This window comes from Halococcus sp. AFM35, assembly GCF_051195015.1.
Taxonomy (GTDB): Archaea; Halobacteriota; Halobacteria; order Halobacteriales; family Halococcaceae; genus Halococcus.
In genome coordinates this window covers 76,326-89,992 of sequence record NZ_JBNTJU010000013.1, presented here as the reverse complement: position 1 = coordinate 89,992, position 13,667 = coordinate 76,326, and the positions used below count along the sequence as shown (strand labels likewise).

The 13,667-nt window shown below is 65.9% G+C and carries 14 protein-coding genes; 10 read left to right on the top strand and 4 right to left on the bottom strand.

Annotation, left to right across the window (positions count from 1 at the left end; genetic code table 11):
* The first annotated feature begins 322 nt into the window (after window positions 1-322).
* From mbhE to ACQUQO_RS11565, 8 genes are read left to right on the top strand one after another with little or no spacing between them, the layout of a single operon-like run.
* Entirely contained in the window at window positions 323-2,689 is a 2,367-nt protein-coding gene (gene mbhE, locus ACQUQO_RS11600) for a hydrogen gas-evolving membrane-bound hydrogenase subunit E (protein ID WP_435078180.1), read from the top strand.
* A gap of 11 nt (window positions 2,690-2,700) precedes the next feature.
* Window positions 2,701-3,156: an MnhB domain-containing protein gene (locus ACQUQO_RS11595; RefSeq protein ID WP_435078179.1), complete on the top strand. Its 456-nt coding sequence runs from the start codon at window positions 2,701-2,703 to the stop codon at window positions 3,154-3,156.
* Window positions 3,153-3,506 carry a sodium:proton antiporter gene (locus tag ACQUQO_RS11590; RefSeq protein ID WP_435078176.1) on the top strand — a complete coding sequence of 118 codons (354 nt, stop codon included), beginning with the start codon at window positions 3,153-3,155 and terminating at the stop codon, window positions 3,504-3,506. The genes ACQUQO_RS11595 and ACQUQO_RS11590 overlap by 4 nt, the downstream gene beginning before the upstream one ends.
* Complete coding sequence (locus ACQUQO_RS11585; protein ID WP_435078175.1) at window positions 3,507-5,090, top strand: complex I subunit 5 family protein; 1,584 nt, start codon at window positions 3,507-3,509, stop codon at window positions 5,088-5,090.
* Window positions 5,087-5,641 (top strand): Na+/H+ antiporter subunit E, encoded by a 555-nt coding sequence (locus tag ACQUQO_RS11580; protein ID WP_435078174.1) that lies wholly within the window; start codon window positions 5,087-5,089, stop codon window positions 5,639-5,641. Before ACQUQO_RS11585 ends, ACQUQO_RS11580 begins: the two co-directional genes overlap by 4 nt.
* On the top strand, window positions 5,625-5,921 hold the full coding sequence (locus ACQUQO_RS11575; protein WP_435078173.1) for a monovalent cation/H+ antiporter complex subunit F: 297 nt from the start codon (window positions 5,625-5,627) through the stop codon (window positions 5,919-5,921). The genes ACQUQO_RS11580 and ACQUQO_RS11575 overlap by 17 nt, the downstream gene beginning before the upstream one ends.
* Window positions 5,918-6,286: a monovalent cation/H(+) antiporter subunit G gene (mnhG, locus tag ACQUQO_RS11570; RefSeq protein ID WP_435078172.1), complete on the top strand. Its 369-nt coding sequence runs from the start codon at window positions 5,918-5,920 to the stop codon at window positions 6,284-6,286. Before ACQUQO_RS11575 ends, mnhG begins: the two co-directional genes overlap by 4 nt.
* On the top strand, window positions 6,286-8,100 hold the full coding sequence (locus ACQUQO_RS11565; RefSeq protein WP_435078171.1) for a flippase activity-associated protein Agl23: 1,815 nt from the start codon (window positions 6,286-6,288) through the stop codon (window positions 8,098-8,100). Before mnhG ends, ACQUQO_RS11565 begins: the two co-directional genes overlap by 1 nt.
* Here ACQUQO_RS11565 and coaBC read toward each other — a convergent pair.
* Entirely contained in the window at window positions 8,034-9,188 is a 1,155-nt protein-coding gene (gene coaBC / locus ACQUQO_RS11560; protein ID WP_435078170.1) for a bifunctional phosphopantothenoylcysteine decarboxylase/phosphopantothenate--cysteine ligase CoaBC, read from the bottom strand. The genes ACQUQO_RS11565 and coaBC overlap by 67 nt on opposite strands.
* A 19-nt stretch (window positions 9,189-9,207) precedes the next feature.
* Entirely contained in the window at window positions 9,208-10,512 is a 1,305-nt protein-coding gene (locus ACQUQO_RS11555; RefSeq protein WP_435078169.1) for a right-handed parallel beta-helix repeat-containing protein, read from the bottom strand.
* A 117-nt stretch (window positions 10,513-10,629) separates the two neighbouring features.
* Here ACQUQO_RS11555 and ACQUQO_RS11550 point away from each other — a divergent pair, with 117 nt between their 5' ends.
* Complete coding sequence (locus ACQUQO_RS11550; RefSeq protein ID WP_435078168.1) at window positions 10,630-11,154, top strand: type II toxin-antitoxin system RatA family toxin; 525 nt, start codon at window positions 10,630-10,632, stop codon at window positions 11,152-11,154.
* Window positions 11,155-11,168: 14 nt separating this feature from the next.
* Here ACQUQO_RS11550 and ACQUQO_RS11545 read toward each other — a convergent pair whose 3' ends face one another.
* A complete protein-coding gene (locus ACQUQO_RS11545; RefSeq protein ID WP_435078167.1) occupies window positions 11,169-11,924 on the bottom strand; it encodes a GNAT family N-acetyltransferase in 756 nt (251 codons plus the stop codon).
* Window positions 11,925-12,077: 153 nt separating this feature from the next.
* Here ACQUQO_RS11545 and ACQUQO_RS11540 point away from each other — a divergent pair, with 153 nt between their 5' ends.
* A complete protein-coding gene (locus tag ACQUQO_RS11540) occupies window positions 12,078-12,764 on the top strand; it encodes an HD domain-containing protein (RefSeq protein WP_435078166.1) in 687 nt (228 codons plus the stop codon).
* Here the strand turns inward: ACQUQO_RS11540 and ACQUQO_RS11535 are convergent.
* Window positions 12,753-13,430: a LysE family translocator gene (locus ACQUQO_RS11535; RefSeq protein WP_435078165.1), complete on the bottom strand. Its 678-nt coding sequence runs from the start codon at window positions 13,428-13,430 to the stop codon at window positions 12,753-12,755. The genes ACQUQO_RS11540 and ACQUQO_RS11535 overlap by 12 nt on opposite strands.
* Between the last annotated feature and the right edge of the window lie 237 nt (window positions 13,431-13,667).

The following is a 13,667-nucleotide window of genomic DNA, read 5'->3' as shown; positions in this document are numbered from 1 at the left end:
TCTCTACGCGGTTTCTGACGATAAGCCCATCACGCCAGCGCTGTCTACGTGTTTCACTCCTTAACCGAACACGGATGGTATATAAACCTACGCACCGGGCTGTCGGGGCGGTGTGCGGGTCGCGGTCGGCAGGATGGCCGCGTGTGGGTGTCTCGGGACCGATACGCCGGCGGCGGATTTGAGAACCGTTAAGGGTCATCGATTGCAGATTTCAGGTGTGTCTTTCGTGGCGCTCCCGACAGCGCTCGCCGAGGCCCCGACAGCGGGACGACTCGGCGCTGGAGCGGCCACACTCATCCAGACGGGCAGCGAGCCGACAGGGATGATGCTGTTCGCCGCACTCGGTCTTCCGTTTCTGGGCGCGCTCGCGGTCCCGCTCGTCTATCGCGCCCTCGGCGAGCGCACGGCGTGGTTCGCGGCACTCGTCGCGCTCGCTTCCTTCGGGTTAGTGGCGAGTCAGTTCGGCACCACGGGCACGGTCTCAGTGCCGTGGATTCCGACCCTCGACGTGTCGCTTGTGCTCTATCTCGATGGATTATCACTACTCATCTCGCTGCTCGCAAGCGGCGTCGGCATTCTGATTTTTACCTACTCGGCGAGCTACATGCACGGCGAACCCGGACAGGCCCGGTACTACGCGACCCTGCTCGCCTTCATGGGGTCGATGCTCGGCGTCGCGCTCGCCGCGGACCTCATCGCCCTCTTCGTCTTCTGGGAACTCACGTCCATCACCTCCTTCGGGCTCATCGGCCACTACCGCGAGAGCGAGAGTTCGCTGTACGCTGCCCGAAAATCGATGCTCATCACCGTCTCCGGCGGACTGTTCATGCTCGTCGGCTTCGTCCTGCTCGCGTTCGTCTCCGGCAACGCTCTCGGCAGTACGACCTTCACCCTCGTCGGCACGCCCGGCTCGATGATAGCGAACGCCGACGCGATGCGTGCCGCACTCCGGGAGATGGGCCTCTTTGTCCCCGTGCTCGTCCTCATCGCCATCGGCGCGGCGGCCAAATCCGCACAGGTCCCCCTCCACATCTGGCTGCCGAACGCAATGGAGGCCCCCACTCCAGTATCGGCCTTTCTCCACTCGGCGACGATGGTCAAGGCCGGCGTCTATCTCATCGGACGGATGCGCCCGCTGCTCGTCGGCGACGAGTGGATGCTGCTGTTCGCTACCCTCGGCCTCATCACGATGACAATCACCGCACTGCTCGCGGTCGGCGCGAGCGATATCAAGGAACTGCTGGCCTACTCGACGGCCTCCCACCTCGGTCTCATCACGGCGGGCTTCGGATTCGCCAATCAACTGGGGGCCGAAACCGGGGCCTTCCACATCCTGAACCACGCGCTATTTAAAGCGACCCTCTTCCTCGTCGCCGGCATCATCGCCCACGAGGCGGGGACTCGGGCCATCGACGAACTCGGCGGACTTCGTCACGACCTTCCAATCACGGCCGTGGTCACGGCCATCGCCGCACTCGGTATGGCCGGCGTGCCGCCGTTTAACGGCTTCTACTCGAAGGAACTCCTCTTCGAGGCGGCCTACGAGGCGGCCCACGAACTCGGCGGACTCGCATGGCTCTTTCCCGTGGTTGCGGTCGTCGGTAGCGTCTTCACCTTCCTCTACTCCATCCGGTTCCTCTGGCTGTTCATGGGCGAGAAGCCGGACGCGCTCGGCGAGGTCCACAGCCCCTCTCCTGTCCTACTGGCCCCGCCAGTCGTGCTCGCCGGATTCGCCGCCATCGTCGGCATCGACCCACAGCTCGCCGTCGATACCATCGTTCAGTCGGCCTTCGGAAGTGCAGTTGCCGGCGAGGCCCATACGATGAGCGTCCATCTGCCGACCGAACTCACGCCGGCGGTGGCGATGAGCGCCATCACGATTCTCACAGGAATAATGCTCTCGCCGTTCTACGACCGCCTCCGCGACGGCGTTCGGCGACTGACCCGCGGGCCGCTGTCGGCGGACTGGTACTACGACAACGCGGTGTATGGTCTCGAACGCGCGAGCGAACTGGCCCTTCCGGAGATTCAGTCCGGTCTCTTTCGGACGTACGCCGCGTGGATGCTCGGCGCGACGAGCCTGCTCGCGCTCGCGGGCTATCTCGCGGCCGGCGTCTCGATTCCGGCGTTTTCGGGGCTTGCGGTCACGATTCCCATCGTCATCGTGTTGCTCGTGGCCATCGTCGGGGCTGCCGCGGTGGCGCGAGCGCCCTCTCACGTCGCGGGCGTGCTCACGCTGTCGGTGCTCGGGTTCATGGTCGCCCTGTTCTACGTGCTCGCCAGCGCGCCCGACCTCGCGCTCACGCAGTTGGTCGTCGAGACGCTCGTGCTCGTCATCTTCTTGCTCGTCCTCGACCGGCTGCCGGCCTTCTACGGCGATGCCGACAGGAAAAAGGTGGCCCGCGACGGGGTGCTCGCCGGCGGCGTCGGTCTCACAGTCACCATCAGCGTGCTCGTGGCGACGACCGGCAGCCCCGACGCCATCGCGCAGTTCTTCGTCAGGCGTGCGCCGGTGCCAGCGGAGCACGGTGCTGTGCTCACGAACTACGGCGGCGGCAGCAACATCGTCAACGTCATTCTGGTCGACTTCCGTGCGTTCGATACGATGGGCGAGATATCGGTGGTGGCGATGGCCGCCCTCGGCGTCCTCACGCTCATCGCCATGCGCGGTCGGGGTGAATCCTCGTGAGCGCGCGCGACATGACGGTCATTACCCGCACCGTCACCCGCATCGTCTTCCCGCTCATCCTGCTGACGGCGTTCGCGTTGCTCTTTCAGGGCCACAACCTTCCCGGCGGCGGGTTCATCGCGGGCGTGCTCACCGCGGCGGCGTTCGCACTCGTTTACATCGTCTACGGTCTCGACTTCCTCCAGGACGACCTGCTCGACCGCACCGGCGACGACACCGCGACCGGTCCCGCAATCGTCGACGACTACCTCGACGTCTTCGCCCTCGGGTTGGCGCTTGCGGCCGGCAGCGGCGTCGTCGCCATCCTGTTCGGCCGGTCGTTCCTTTCGCAGGTCGTCGTCTTCCTCCACGACCTCCCCGTGTTCCACGAACTCGAAGTCGCCAGCGCGTTCGCCTTCGACTTGGGCGTGTACTTCGTCGTCGTCGGCGCGCTCCTCACTATCCTCGCGGTGGTGGGTGACGAATGACGCAGTTCGTCCTCGCCGGTGTGCTCGGCCTCCTGTTCGCATTCGGGACCTTCCTCGTGCTCCGCCGGGACATCGTCCGCGTCGTCTGGGGCGTGGTCATGATATCGCAGGCCGCGAACCTGTATCTCGTCACGATGGGCGGGCTGTCGGGGCGCGCGCCGATTCTCGGTCACGGCTCGCCAGAGAACCCGGCCACCGTGACGGACCCGCTGGTGCAGGCGCTCGTGCTTACTGCTATCGTCATCAGCTTCGGCACCACGGCGTTCGCGCTCGTGCTTACCTACCGCATCCACGAGGAACACGGCACCATCGACCTGCGCGAACTCGGCGAGACGGGAGGCGAGCACTGAATGCCTCCGCAAATAGTCATCGCGCCGCTTTTGCTTGCCCTCTTCACTGCCATCGTCACCGTCCCGCTCCGACGATATCCGCGCGCCCAGCGTGCGGTGAGCCTCGGGGGTGCGCTCGCCTATCTCGGCGCGGTGGCGCTGCTCGCAAGCAGGGTGGTCGAGCAGTCGATTCTCGTCTATCAGCTCTCGTCGTGGCCGGCCCCCTTCGGCATCACGCTCGTCGCCGACGCGCTCTCGCTGTTCATGCTCGCGCTCACGGGTGTCATCTCGCTCGCGGCGGTCGCCTTCTCGACGCGATTCATGAGTGGCTACGCCCAGCGTGTCTCCTACCACACGCTCTATCACCTGATGGTCGTCGGCATCACCGGCTCCTTTCTCACGGGCGATATCTTCAACCTCTTCGTCTGGTTCGAGGTGATGCTCCTATCGAGCTACGTACTCGTCGCCTTCTACTCTGGACCGGAACACACCCGTGCAGCGCTCACCTATACCGTGCTCAATCTCCTGGGGAGCGCGCTCATGCTGCTGGCCATCGGCGGTCTCTACGCCACAGTCGGCACGCTGAACATGGCCGATATGGCCCGCCGACTCGCAAACCCCGCGCAGTTCGGCGTCGACCCGGTTCCCGTGCTCGGTCTCACAGTCCTGCTGTTCTGTGTGTTCGCGCTCAAGGCTGGTATCGTCCCCTTCCAGTTCTGGGTGCCGGCCGCCTACCGCGCCGCGCCCGCACCCGTCGCGGCGATGCTCGCCGGTGTCGTCAAGAAAGTGGGGATTTATGCCATCATCCGGCTCTACTTCACCGTCTTCGCCGCCGCGACCCTTCCCGCAGGACTCGGGCTGCCGGGCTTCGTCGGCAACAGTTTCCTCTCGTTTTTCGGCCCGGTCCTGTTCGTCATGGCCGCCGGCAGCATCCTGCTTGGGGGTGTGGGTGCGGTGAGTCGCAGGGGATTGGACGGCGTGCTCGCCTACTCGTCCATCGGTCAGATCGGCTTCGTCGTACTGCCGCTGGCGGTCGCGGCCACGGTGCCGGGCGTGCGTGCACTCGCCATCGCGGCAGCGCTCGTCTACACGCTGAATCACGGTCTCACGAAGTCGATGCTGTTTCTCGCAAGCGGGACGGTCAAGGAGGCCGTCGGGTCGGTACAGTTCGACAGTATCAGCGGCCTCGCGAAACGGACGCCGCTGCTCTCGATTGCCTTCTTCCTCGGGGCGCTCTCGCTCATCGGCATCCCACCGCTGTCGGGCTTTTTCGGTAAGTTACTCGTCTTCCGGACGACCGCCCACGCCGGCGCGATGGGTGGACGGGGCGGCGCGCTCGCGCTCGGTCTCTCACTACTGGGTGCAATCCTGACCATCGCGTACTTCTCGCGGGCGTGGAACCGCGGGTTCTGGGGCAGCGAATCCGAGGGCGTGCGGACGGCGACGTACTCGCCGACGCTCGTGGCGGTCGTCGTCGCGCTCGCCGCTCTTCTAGTCGTCGTCGGCGTCGGTTTCGACCCCGTGCTACGGGCGGCCGAGGCCGCCGCCGACATCGCGCTCGATAGACAGGCATACGTCGATGCCGTTCTGGGGGCAAATCGATGAGGCGTTGGCCGGCCATTGGAGTAACGTTCGCGGTGCTGTGGCTGTTCGTTCGTGGCGTGGCGCTCACACCCGAGCGCCTCGCCGAGGAGTTCCTCATCGGACTCGCCGTCGGCGTGCCGCTCGCGTACGTCTTTCGACGCTTCTACGCGGGCGAGTTCGCCCTCACGGGCACCGCCCGAGTCGTGCCCGCCGCGATAGCGTACCTGCTCGTCTTCGGCAAGGAACTCATCGTGGCGAACCTCGATGTGGTCTATCGTGTGCTCTCGCCGTCGCTGCCAATCGATCCCGACGTCGTGGCGATACCGCTGCGCGTCGAGAGCGACCCGGCCATCACCACCATCGCCAACTCCATCACGCTCACGCCGGGGACGCTGACGATGGACTACAACGCCGAGACGAACACGCTGTACGTCCACGGAATCACCGGTCGGAACTACGCGGCAGTCAACGACCCTATTCGGGCGTGGGAAGACCTCGCACTCGTCATCTTCGACGAGGAAGCCAGTCCCGAGGACGCGCCGCCCGCGCGAGGTGATGTCGGTGGCGACTGACGTTCCCGGCTTCCTCAGCCTCGCCATCTTCGTGGGACTGGTCGTCGCCAGTGGTGTCACCCTCGTCGCCGGCTACCGGGTGATTTTCGGCCCGACGACGCCAGACCGGGTGGTGGCGCTCGATACGATTGCGACGAACGTCGTCGCCATCGCCATCCTGTTCGCGCTGCAAACGGACGAGGGCTTCTTCATCGACGTGAGCCTCGTCCTCGCCATCATCGGCTTCATCAGCACGATTGCGGTCGCACGTTACGTCTCCGAGGGGGACATCATCGAATGAATACGATTCACGCCGCGCTCGTCGCACTGTTCATCGCCATCGGGACCTTTTTCCTGCTGGTCGGCACGATTGGTCTCATCCGCCTGCCCGACGTCTACAACCGGATGCACGCGACGAGCAAGGCCACCACCCTCGGCGCGGCGTCGCTGTTTCTCGCCGGCACGATATACTTCGCCCCGAGCGCACCCGGGGGCGCGGGACTCACCTCGTTAGTGGGCATCGTCTTCCTATTTATTACTGTGCCGACCGGCTCACACGTCATCTCACAGGCCGCCGAACGCATGGGCGTCGAGTTCGCCGGTGACGCCGTCTGGCCGGACACGGGCGAATCGCGCCCCGAATCACCCGACGAGAGCGACGAGTGATGGACTGGACGAATCGCCGCACCCGGATTCGACTGCTCGTCGTCGCCATCGCGGTGCTCGCCCTCGGCGTGCGGTTGGTCGCCCTCGGCGCGCGCGTCGCCCATCAGGACGAGGCCCGGGTCGCCTACTGGGCCTATCGCTACATGGAATCGGGCGTCTACTGGTATCGCCCCATCGTCCACGGACCGTTCCTGACTATCGTCAACAGCCACGTGTTCGCGCTGCTCGGCGCGTCCGATTTCTCGATGCGCCTCGTCGTCGCCCTCGTCGGCGGCGCGCTCCCGCTCGTGGCACTCCTGTTCGGCGACCGCCTGCGTGATTCCGAAACGCTCGCGCTGGCGCTCGTCCTCGCGGCCAACCCCGTCCTCCTCTACTACTCGCGATTCTACCGCAACGACCTGCTGCTTGCGGGATTCATGCTCGTGGCGTTCGGCTTTTTCATCCGAGCCTACGACCACGGACGACCCTTCCCCCTCTATCTCGGCGTCGGGTTTTTCGCGCTCGCCTTTACCACCAAGGAGAACGCGCTCGTCTATCCCGTCACGTGGCTCGGGGCGCTCGCCCTGCTCGCCGACCGTCGGCTACTGATGGGAACGGCCCGCAGCCCCGCGCAGGCGCTCGGGAACGCTACTCGACGAGCCCGCACTGGACTGCGGCGCTGGTGGCTCCACCTTGCGCTCGCCGTCGTGGAGTTCTTCGCCGTCTTCGTCTTTTTCTATGCGCCGCGCGGTCGGGCTGCCGAACCGGAACCCACGCTGGGCGCGACGCTCGCCGAGCCGACCAAACTCCTAGCGCTCGTCGGCGAGGCAGTGCTCGGGTCGTGGCACGCGTTCGTCGAACAATGGGGCAGCGGGAGCGGCGACGCCTATCTCGATACGGCCGGCGCGCTCTGGTCGGTGCTCGGTGCGGGCGCACCCGTGCTGCTCGCCTTCGCGCTCGTCGGCTTCCTCGTCGACCGCTACACCGGCGAGCGCCCGCGCGATGTCGTCGCGTTCACCTTCTTCTGGGGATTCGCAAGCGCGCTCGGCTATCCGGTCATCGTCGACAACCCGTTCCCGTGGGAGGTCATCCACGTCATCGTTCCGCTGGCGGTGCCGGCGGCGGTCGGGCTGGCGCTGGTCGCTCGCGTCGGTCTCGCCCGGCTCCGCAGCCGAGACGTGAGCGGCCCGACCCTCGACCGCAGCACGCTCGCCGCCGTCGCCGCGGCGCTCGTTCTGGTTCTCGCTGCCGGACAGGTCGGCGTGACTGCCTACGACACCTCCTTCGCAAGCCCACAGAGCGCCGACAACGAACTCGTCCAGTACGCCCAATCGTCGAGCGAGATGAAGCCGCTGCTCCACGACATCCGGCGAATCGTGCGGGCCAACGACGGCACCGACGTGCTGTTCTACGGCAACGACCCGGATTTCGACGGCGACGAACTCCACGCGCCGAATCCCGACTCACATCTGACCCCGACCGCCGGTGACGGCTGGTTCGAGCGCCTTCCCTTCGCGTGGTATCTCGAAGCCTCCGCGGCCGAGACGAACAGCACCGACAACGCCACGGCGGTACGGCAAGCGGTACGGACCGGCGAACGCCCGCCGGTCGTCATCGCGTTCGGTCCCACCGATACCTGCTCGAAGGAGTACGACAACGCGAGCGACATCGACCAGTATATGGGTGGGTACGAGCGCTACGAGGTCCAGCGGTTCCTCTTCGACAGCGGCTGCACCATCAGCAGCACGATGGTCTATGTCGACGAAAGCTACCTCAACTCGACGGCCAACTCCGCGGCGACGCGCGCGCCGAGACCGGCCTTGTCGCCCTCGTAGGTTTCGGCATCGCTCTCCCGAACCACGAGCGCACGCGTCTCGTCTTCGCCCATCACGCTCGCGTCGTTGGCGACGACGAAGGCCAACCCTACCCGCGCGAGCGTCTCGCGGGCGGCGTCGACCATCGCCTCGTCCTCGGCGCTCGTCTCGGTCTTGAACCCGACGATGGGAAGGTCGGGGTGGGACTCGCGCACCGCATCGAGGATCTTCACTGTGGATTCGAGCGCGAGCGAGAGGTCCTGTCCGGAACGGATCTTCTCGTCGCTTTCCTCGACGGTGTAGTCGCCGACGGCCGCCGCCGAGACGAGCGCGTCGGCCCCTTCGACCGTTTCCTCGACCGCGGCGAGCATCCCGGCGGCGCTCTCGACGCGCTCGACGTCGGCGTAGCACAGGTCAGGGCCGTCGTGGACGAGCGTCACGTCCGCACCGCGCACGTAGCACGCCCGCGCGACCGCCCGGCCCGTTTTTCCCGACGAGCGGTTGGTGAGCACGCGCACCGGGTCGATGGCTTCGGTCGTCGCACCGCTCGTCACGACGATTCGCGTGCCGGCGAGTTCCGCACCACCCGTGGCTCGTGCTGTGGCGAGCGCGATGGCGTCGAGGCTGGCAATCTTTGCCTTCCCCTCCCCGATGCGCGGAGCCACGAAATCGACGCCCCACGATTCGACACGCTCGATGGTCTCGCCCACGCCGGGGTGGTCGTACATCGGTTCGTGCATCGCCGGCGCGACCACCACGGGAACGTCGGCCCCGAGCGCGGTCGTTGCGGTCGTCGTCACGGGCGTGTCGTCGATGGCCGCAGCGACCTTCCCGACGGTGTTCGCGGTCGCGGGCGCGATGAGCAACACGTCGGCCCAGCCCTCCCGCCCGCAGAGCGCGACGTGTTCGACCTGTCCCGTGAGTTCCGTGACGACCGGGTTCTCGGTGGCGAATTCGAGCGCCCACGGATTGATGATACCCTGTGCGCTCTCGGTCATCACGCCGCGAACGTTGGCCCCGCGACGCCGGAGTTCGTGGGCGAGTTCCACAGTCTTGACCGCCGCAATCGACCCCGTGACGCCGAGCGCGACGTTCACCCCTGCAAGCATTACCCGTCCGTTGGCCGGCTCATCGGTTAAACCCCGGCCCTCCGTCGCGCTCGCGCAGCGCCACGACGCCGAGGGTGACCAGCGCAGCTACGCCGAGAACCACGAGAATCGCCCTGAGCGGGCCGAGGGTGAACACGTCCGTCACAGCGCCGCTCGCTCCGCGGGCCACGTCGGTCGTCGCGGTCGTCGTTGTCGACTCCGTGTCCGACGGCTCGGTCCCGGCCGTCGGTGTCGGTGTGGGCGTTGGGGTCGCGGTCGGCGTTGCTGTTGGCGTCGATAGCGTTCGCTGCACTGGCCCATCGTCGACCGAGACCGTTACCGGTCCGCCAGCGCCGGCTCCGGCATCGGCGAGAACGCCGAACGTCCCGAACTCGGTGAGGTTCGCCGAAACCGTCCTCGCCGCGCTGTCGACCTGTGCGCGCCCGACCGGCGACCAGCGTTGGCCGTCGTGTCGCCACAGCTCGACCGAATTTTGGGCGTTCCCGTAGCTCATCGTCAGCGAGAGCGTCGACTCACCACCGCGGGTGTCGGTCACCTCGACGTAGCTATCGAGGTTGCCCATCCCGCGTGGGAGGGCCGGCGGCGCTGTCACCGAACGCAACGCGACGTTCTGCCCGGCAAAGGACAGCGTCGCCGTCGAGAGTTCGAGGTTCCTGACGACGTTTTCGGCGTCGTTGCGCTCGGAGTAGTAGTCCCAGCGGCTGTTGTTTCGGGCGACGCTATCGAGAACTGTGTTGTTCGCGCTCTCGCGCTCGAAGTGGATGCCCCACTTGTTCTCGACGGCCACCATCCCGCGGAGCGTGTTGTTCTGGCTCTGTCCGCCGAGAGCGACCGCGATGGCGTTGCCGCGGGCGGTGTTGTTCACGAGCGTGTAGTTACTCGATGCGCCGAGGGCGAGTCCCTCGGTGCTGTTTTCGGTGATGGTCCGGCGGATGGTTCCGTTGTCGCTCCCGAGCGCGAAGACGCCAATCGACCAGTTGCTCGCCCGGAGGTCCCTGACCGTGACGTTCGAGACTGGATTTTCGGTCCCGTCGATTTCGATGCCGTGGCCCGCACCGGTTCCCGTGACTGCGTGCCCGCGCCCGTCGAGAGTGACGTTACCCGCGGTGATCTCGATGCAGGCTGCGTCGGGGTTTTCGATATCGCCCGAGACGTTCCCCGTAAGGGCGTAGCGCCCCGGAGTGTCGATTGTTGTACACGAATCGACCGTCGAGACGTTCGCGCGCTGTGCGCTCACCGCGCCGGTCGAAACAGCGACCAGCACGATGACGATTCCGACGAGCAGCAGTCCCCTCGCGCTGGCCGTTCGCGGACCACGTGGCATCATTGACGTTCGTCCTCTCCAAGCGTGGAGTCATTTATTTCACGGTATCGGTCCGACAAGCCGCTCCTGTTCGGAACGCATGCCAACGCTTAGGCCCCTCGTCCACGAGGAGTCGTCGTGGACAGCATCGAAGTCAGTACCGACGTCTATCTGCCGCCCGCGGAGGTCTATGACTTCCTGATAGACTTCCCGCGCTATGCGGACTACTCCGAGCATCTGGAGGGCGTCGACCGCCACGGCGACGGCTCGCCGGGGACGACCTACGACCTCCACTTCGCGTGGTGGAAACTTACCTACACGGCGCGCTCGCGGGTCACGAGCGTCGAGCCACCCAACCGAATCGACTGGGAGATACTCACGGACATCCACGCCCACGGCTACTGGGGAGTCGAGGAGTGCAACCCGCCCGCCGGCCGCGATGACGCCTCGCGGGTCCGCCTGCGCATCGAGTTCGACGCCGACTCGGTCGATTCGAGCCAGTTCGACCTTCCCCGATTGGTCTCGCTATCGTGGGTCGTCGAGAAGGTCAAACCCATCATCGAACGGGAGGCCGAACGCATCGTCGAGCGCATCGTCGCCGACATCGAAGGAGAGGCCCGACCGGTGGATTTGACCGTGCACACGACGCCCGATACCGTCTGAAACCCGCTCCAGGATTACCCGTAGGTCGCGTCCCAGCGCGTCGCCTTCCGGAGGTTGCCACAGTCGTTGCATTTCACCCGCCCCATCGTGTCCATCGCGTTGTCGAGGGTCTCGCAGTTCGCGCAGTAGTAGCCGTACTTGTGCTCCTCGTCGAAGTCGGGGTCGGTGTAGGCGGTGAGGAACGGCCCTTTCGAGCCGCGCTCGACCTGCTCTTCGTTGACGTACAGTCCGTCGTCGAGTTCGCGCACGGGGTCTGAGCTTTCGGTCGTCGGCTCGACGTCGATGTCGTCGGCGTGGAGGTAGATGTTCTCGACGTAGCTGCCGTCGTCGATATCGACGGTGTCGGTGCCGACCTGCTCGAAGTCGAAGGCGGCGTAGAACTCGTTGCCTTCGGTGTTGTCGTCGAGCACCTTCGCGCGCAGTTGGGCGGCCCCCATCTCGAAGAGCGCCTCGCGGGTATGGTCGAACAGCTCCGCGCCGATGCCCTGCCCGCGGTAGTCGGGGTCGACGTGGAGCCAGAGCAGGTCGCCGTTGCCGCCCTCGTTGACGAGGTCGCTCTCGGTGAAGCCACGCACCTCACCCCCGTCTTCGGCGACCACGAGGAGGGTATCGTCCTCGTCGAGTTTCTCCGAAAGAACCTCCTCGTCGTACCACTGGGTTATCGCCCCATCGATGGTGCGTGGGCTGAGCGAGTACGACTGCTCCATCGACCGGCGGGCAATCGTTCGAATCGCCTCGCCGTCCTCGGTGGTCGCTTCACGGAGTTCCATACCGTTCGTTCGGCACTCGATACCATAAACCCCGGTGTCGATGGCAAGACTCCCTCTCGTGATTTCGACCGCTGGTGTCGTAACGCTAAAGAGTCGAACAGACGTCTGATCGGATAACATGAACGGTCAACGAAACGTCGGGAGGGGACGAGATTGGGCGTCGAGGTGAGGGAGTCGCCGGTCTCGGACGCCGAATTCGACGCGATGAAGCGGTTCGTCTCGGGCTATCTCGAAGCGAGCATCGAAAACGAGCGTGAGGGCGGGCGCATGCGGTGGTATCCGTGGCACTCGGCCGCCTATCGGTTCAACCACATCTGCAATGTCGTCGAGCTCGCGGCCGACATCGCCGAAAACGAGGGCGCGAACGTCGACGCCGTCCGCGTGGCGGCGCTCTTTCACGACGTCTCGAAGCTGGAGGCCGAACAGGACCTCCACGCCGAGGCGGGTGCCCGGGTCGCGCGCGAGTTCCTCGACTCCCACGGGGAATTCCCGGACTCGTTCGTCGATGAGGTCTGTACGGCGGTGAGCGAACACTCCTATCAGGGACCGCTTGAGGAACTCCCACTGGAGACGCGCTGTCTCATCGAGGCCGATCTATTGGACAAGATCGGTGCGAACGGCGCGGTTCTCCTCCTCCTGCGGATGGGCTACGAGTCGCGCACGCACATGGACGCCGCCGAGATGGTGGGTCGGGTACTCGAACGCGGCCGGGATGCCGAAGAGCGTATCCAGAGCGACCGCGCCGAGAGCCTCATCCACCAGCGCCTCAAGCGCGTGAAGTGGCTGCGCGAGTGGCTCGACGACGAGATCGCCGGCGTCGGACTCGACTCAGACGAGTGAGGAGACCATCGCGAGCGCCTCGCCCAGAAAGGCGACGCCGAAGCCGGCGAGCACGAGCGCGCTCGCGTAGGCAACCGTCGAACCGACACCCGTGAGGCGGCGCTCGGCGGCGACCAGCGTCGTTGGAAAGCCGACGATCCACGCGGCGATGCCGGCGAAAAACCCGATGACGAGCGCGGGACTGCCCGTCGAGACCACCAGCACGCCCGCGAGGTCGCCCGACAGCGGTGCGAGCACGTCGATGGTTCCGGGTTCGAGCATACCGACGCCGATGGTGAGCCAGAACACCACCTGATAGGGGTTCGTGATGGCGAGGGCGAACGCCTTGGCGAACCCGCGGCGCTCACTGGTGGCTGTCTCGTGCTCGTCGTTCGCGCCGCGCGCCGCACCGTAGGCGAAATACAGCATCAACAGGCCGCCGAGCGCGAAGGCGACCCCCCGAACCGCCGGCACGCGCTCGACGACCGCGACCACACCGACCACCGCGAGCACGAAGAAACAGGCGTCGGCAGCCATCGCGCCGAGACCTGCCCAGACGCCCGAGAGCCACCCTCTGAGGACGCTCTCCTCGGCGATGACCGCGTTCATCGGTCCCGGCGGCGCGGCGATGGCCAGCCCGAAGACCATCCCCGCGAACACCGTCACCACCGTACCGAGAATAGACATTCAGGTATCGAGACGGACGGAGCCGTGAAAAATCGGTCGGATGGCTCGGTGACTGCCGTGGTGGTTGTGGTGTGGTGGCGGTAGCCATGGTGTTGTAGCGGCGCGGTTCTGTCAGATGAAGGGTGAGGCAGTGGTGGGAGCGAACGGAGTGAGCGCGCCGAGGACCCGCGTAAAAAGTGGCTCTAGAGAGTGCCGAAGAAGTATTCGGTCGTACGTCGATATGCTATCTCGTATTTT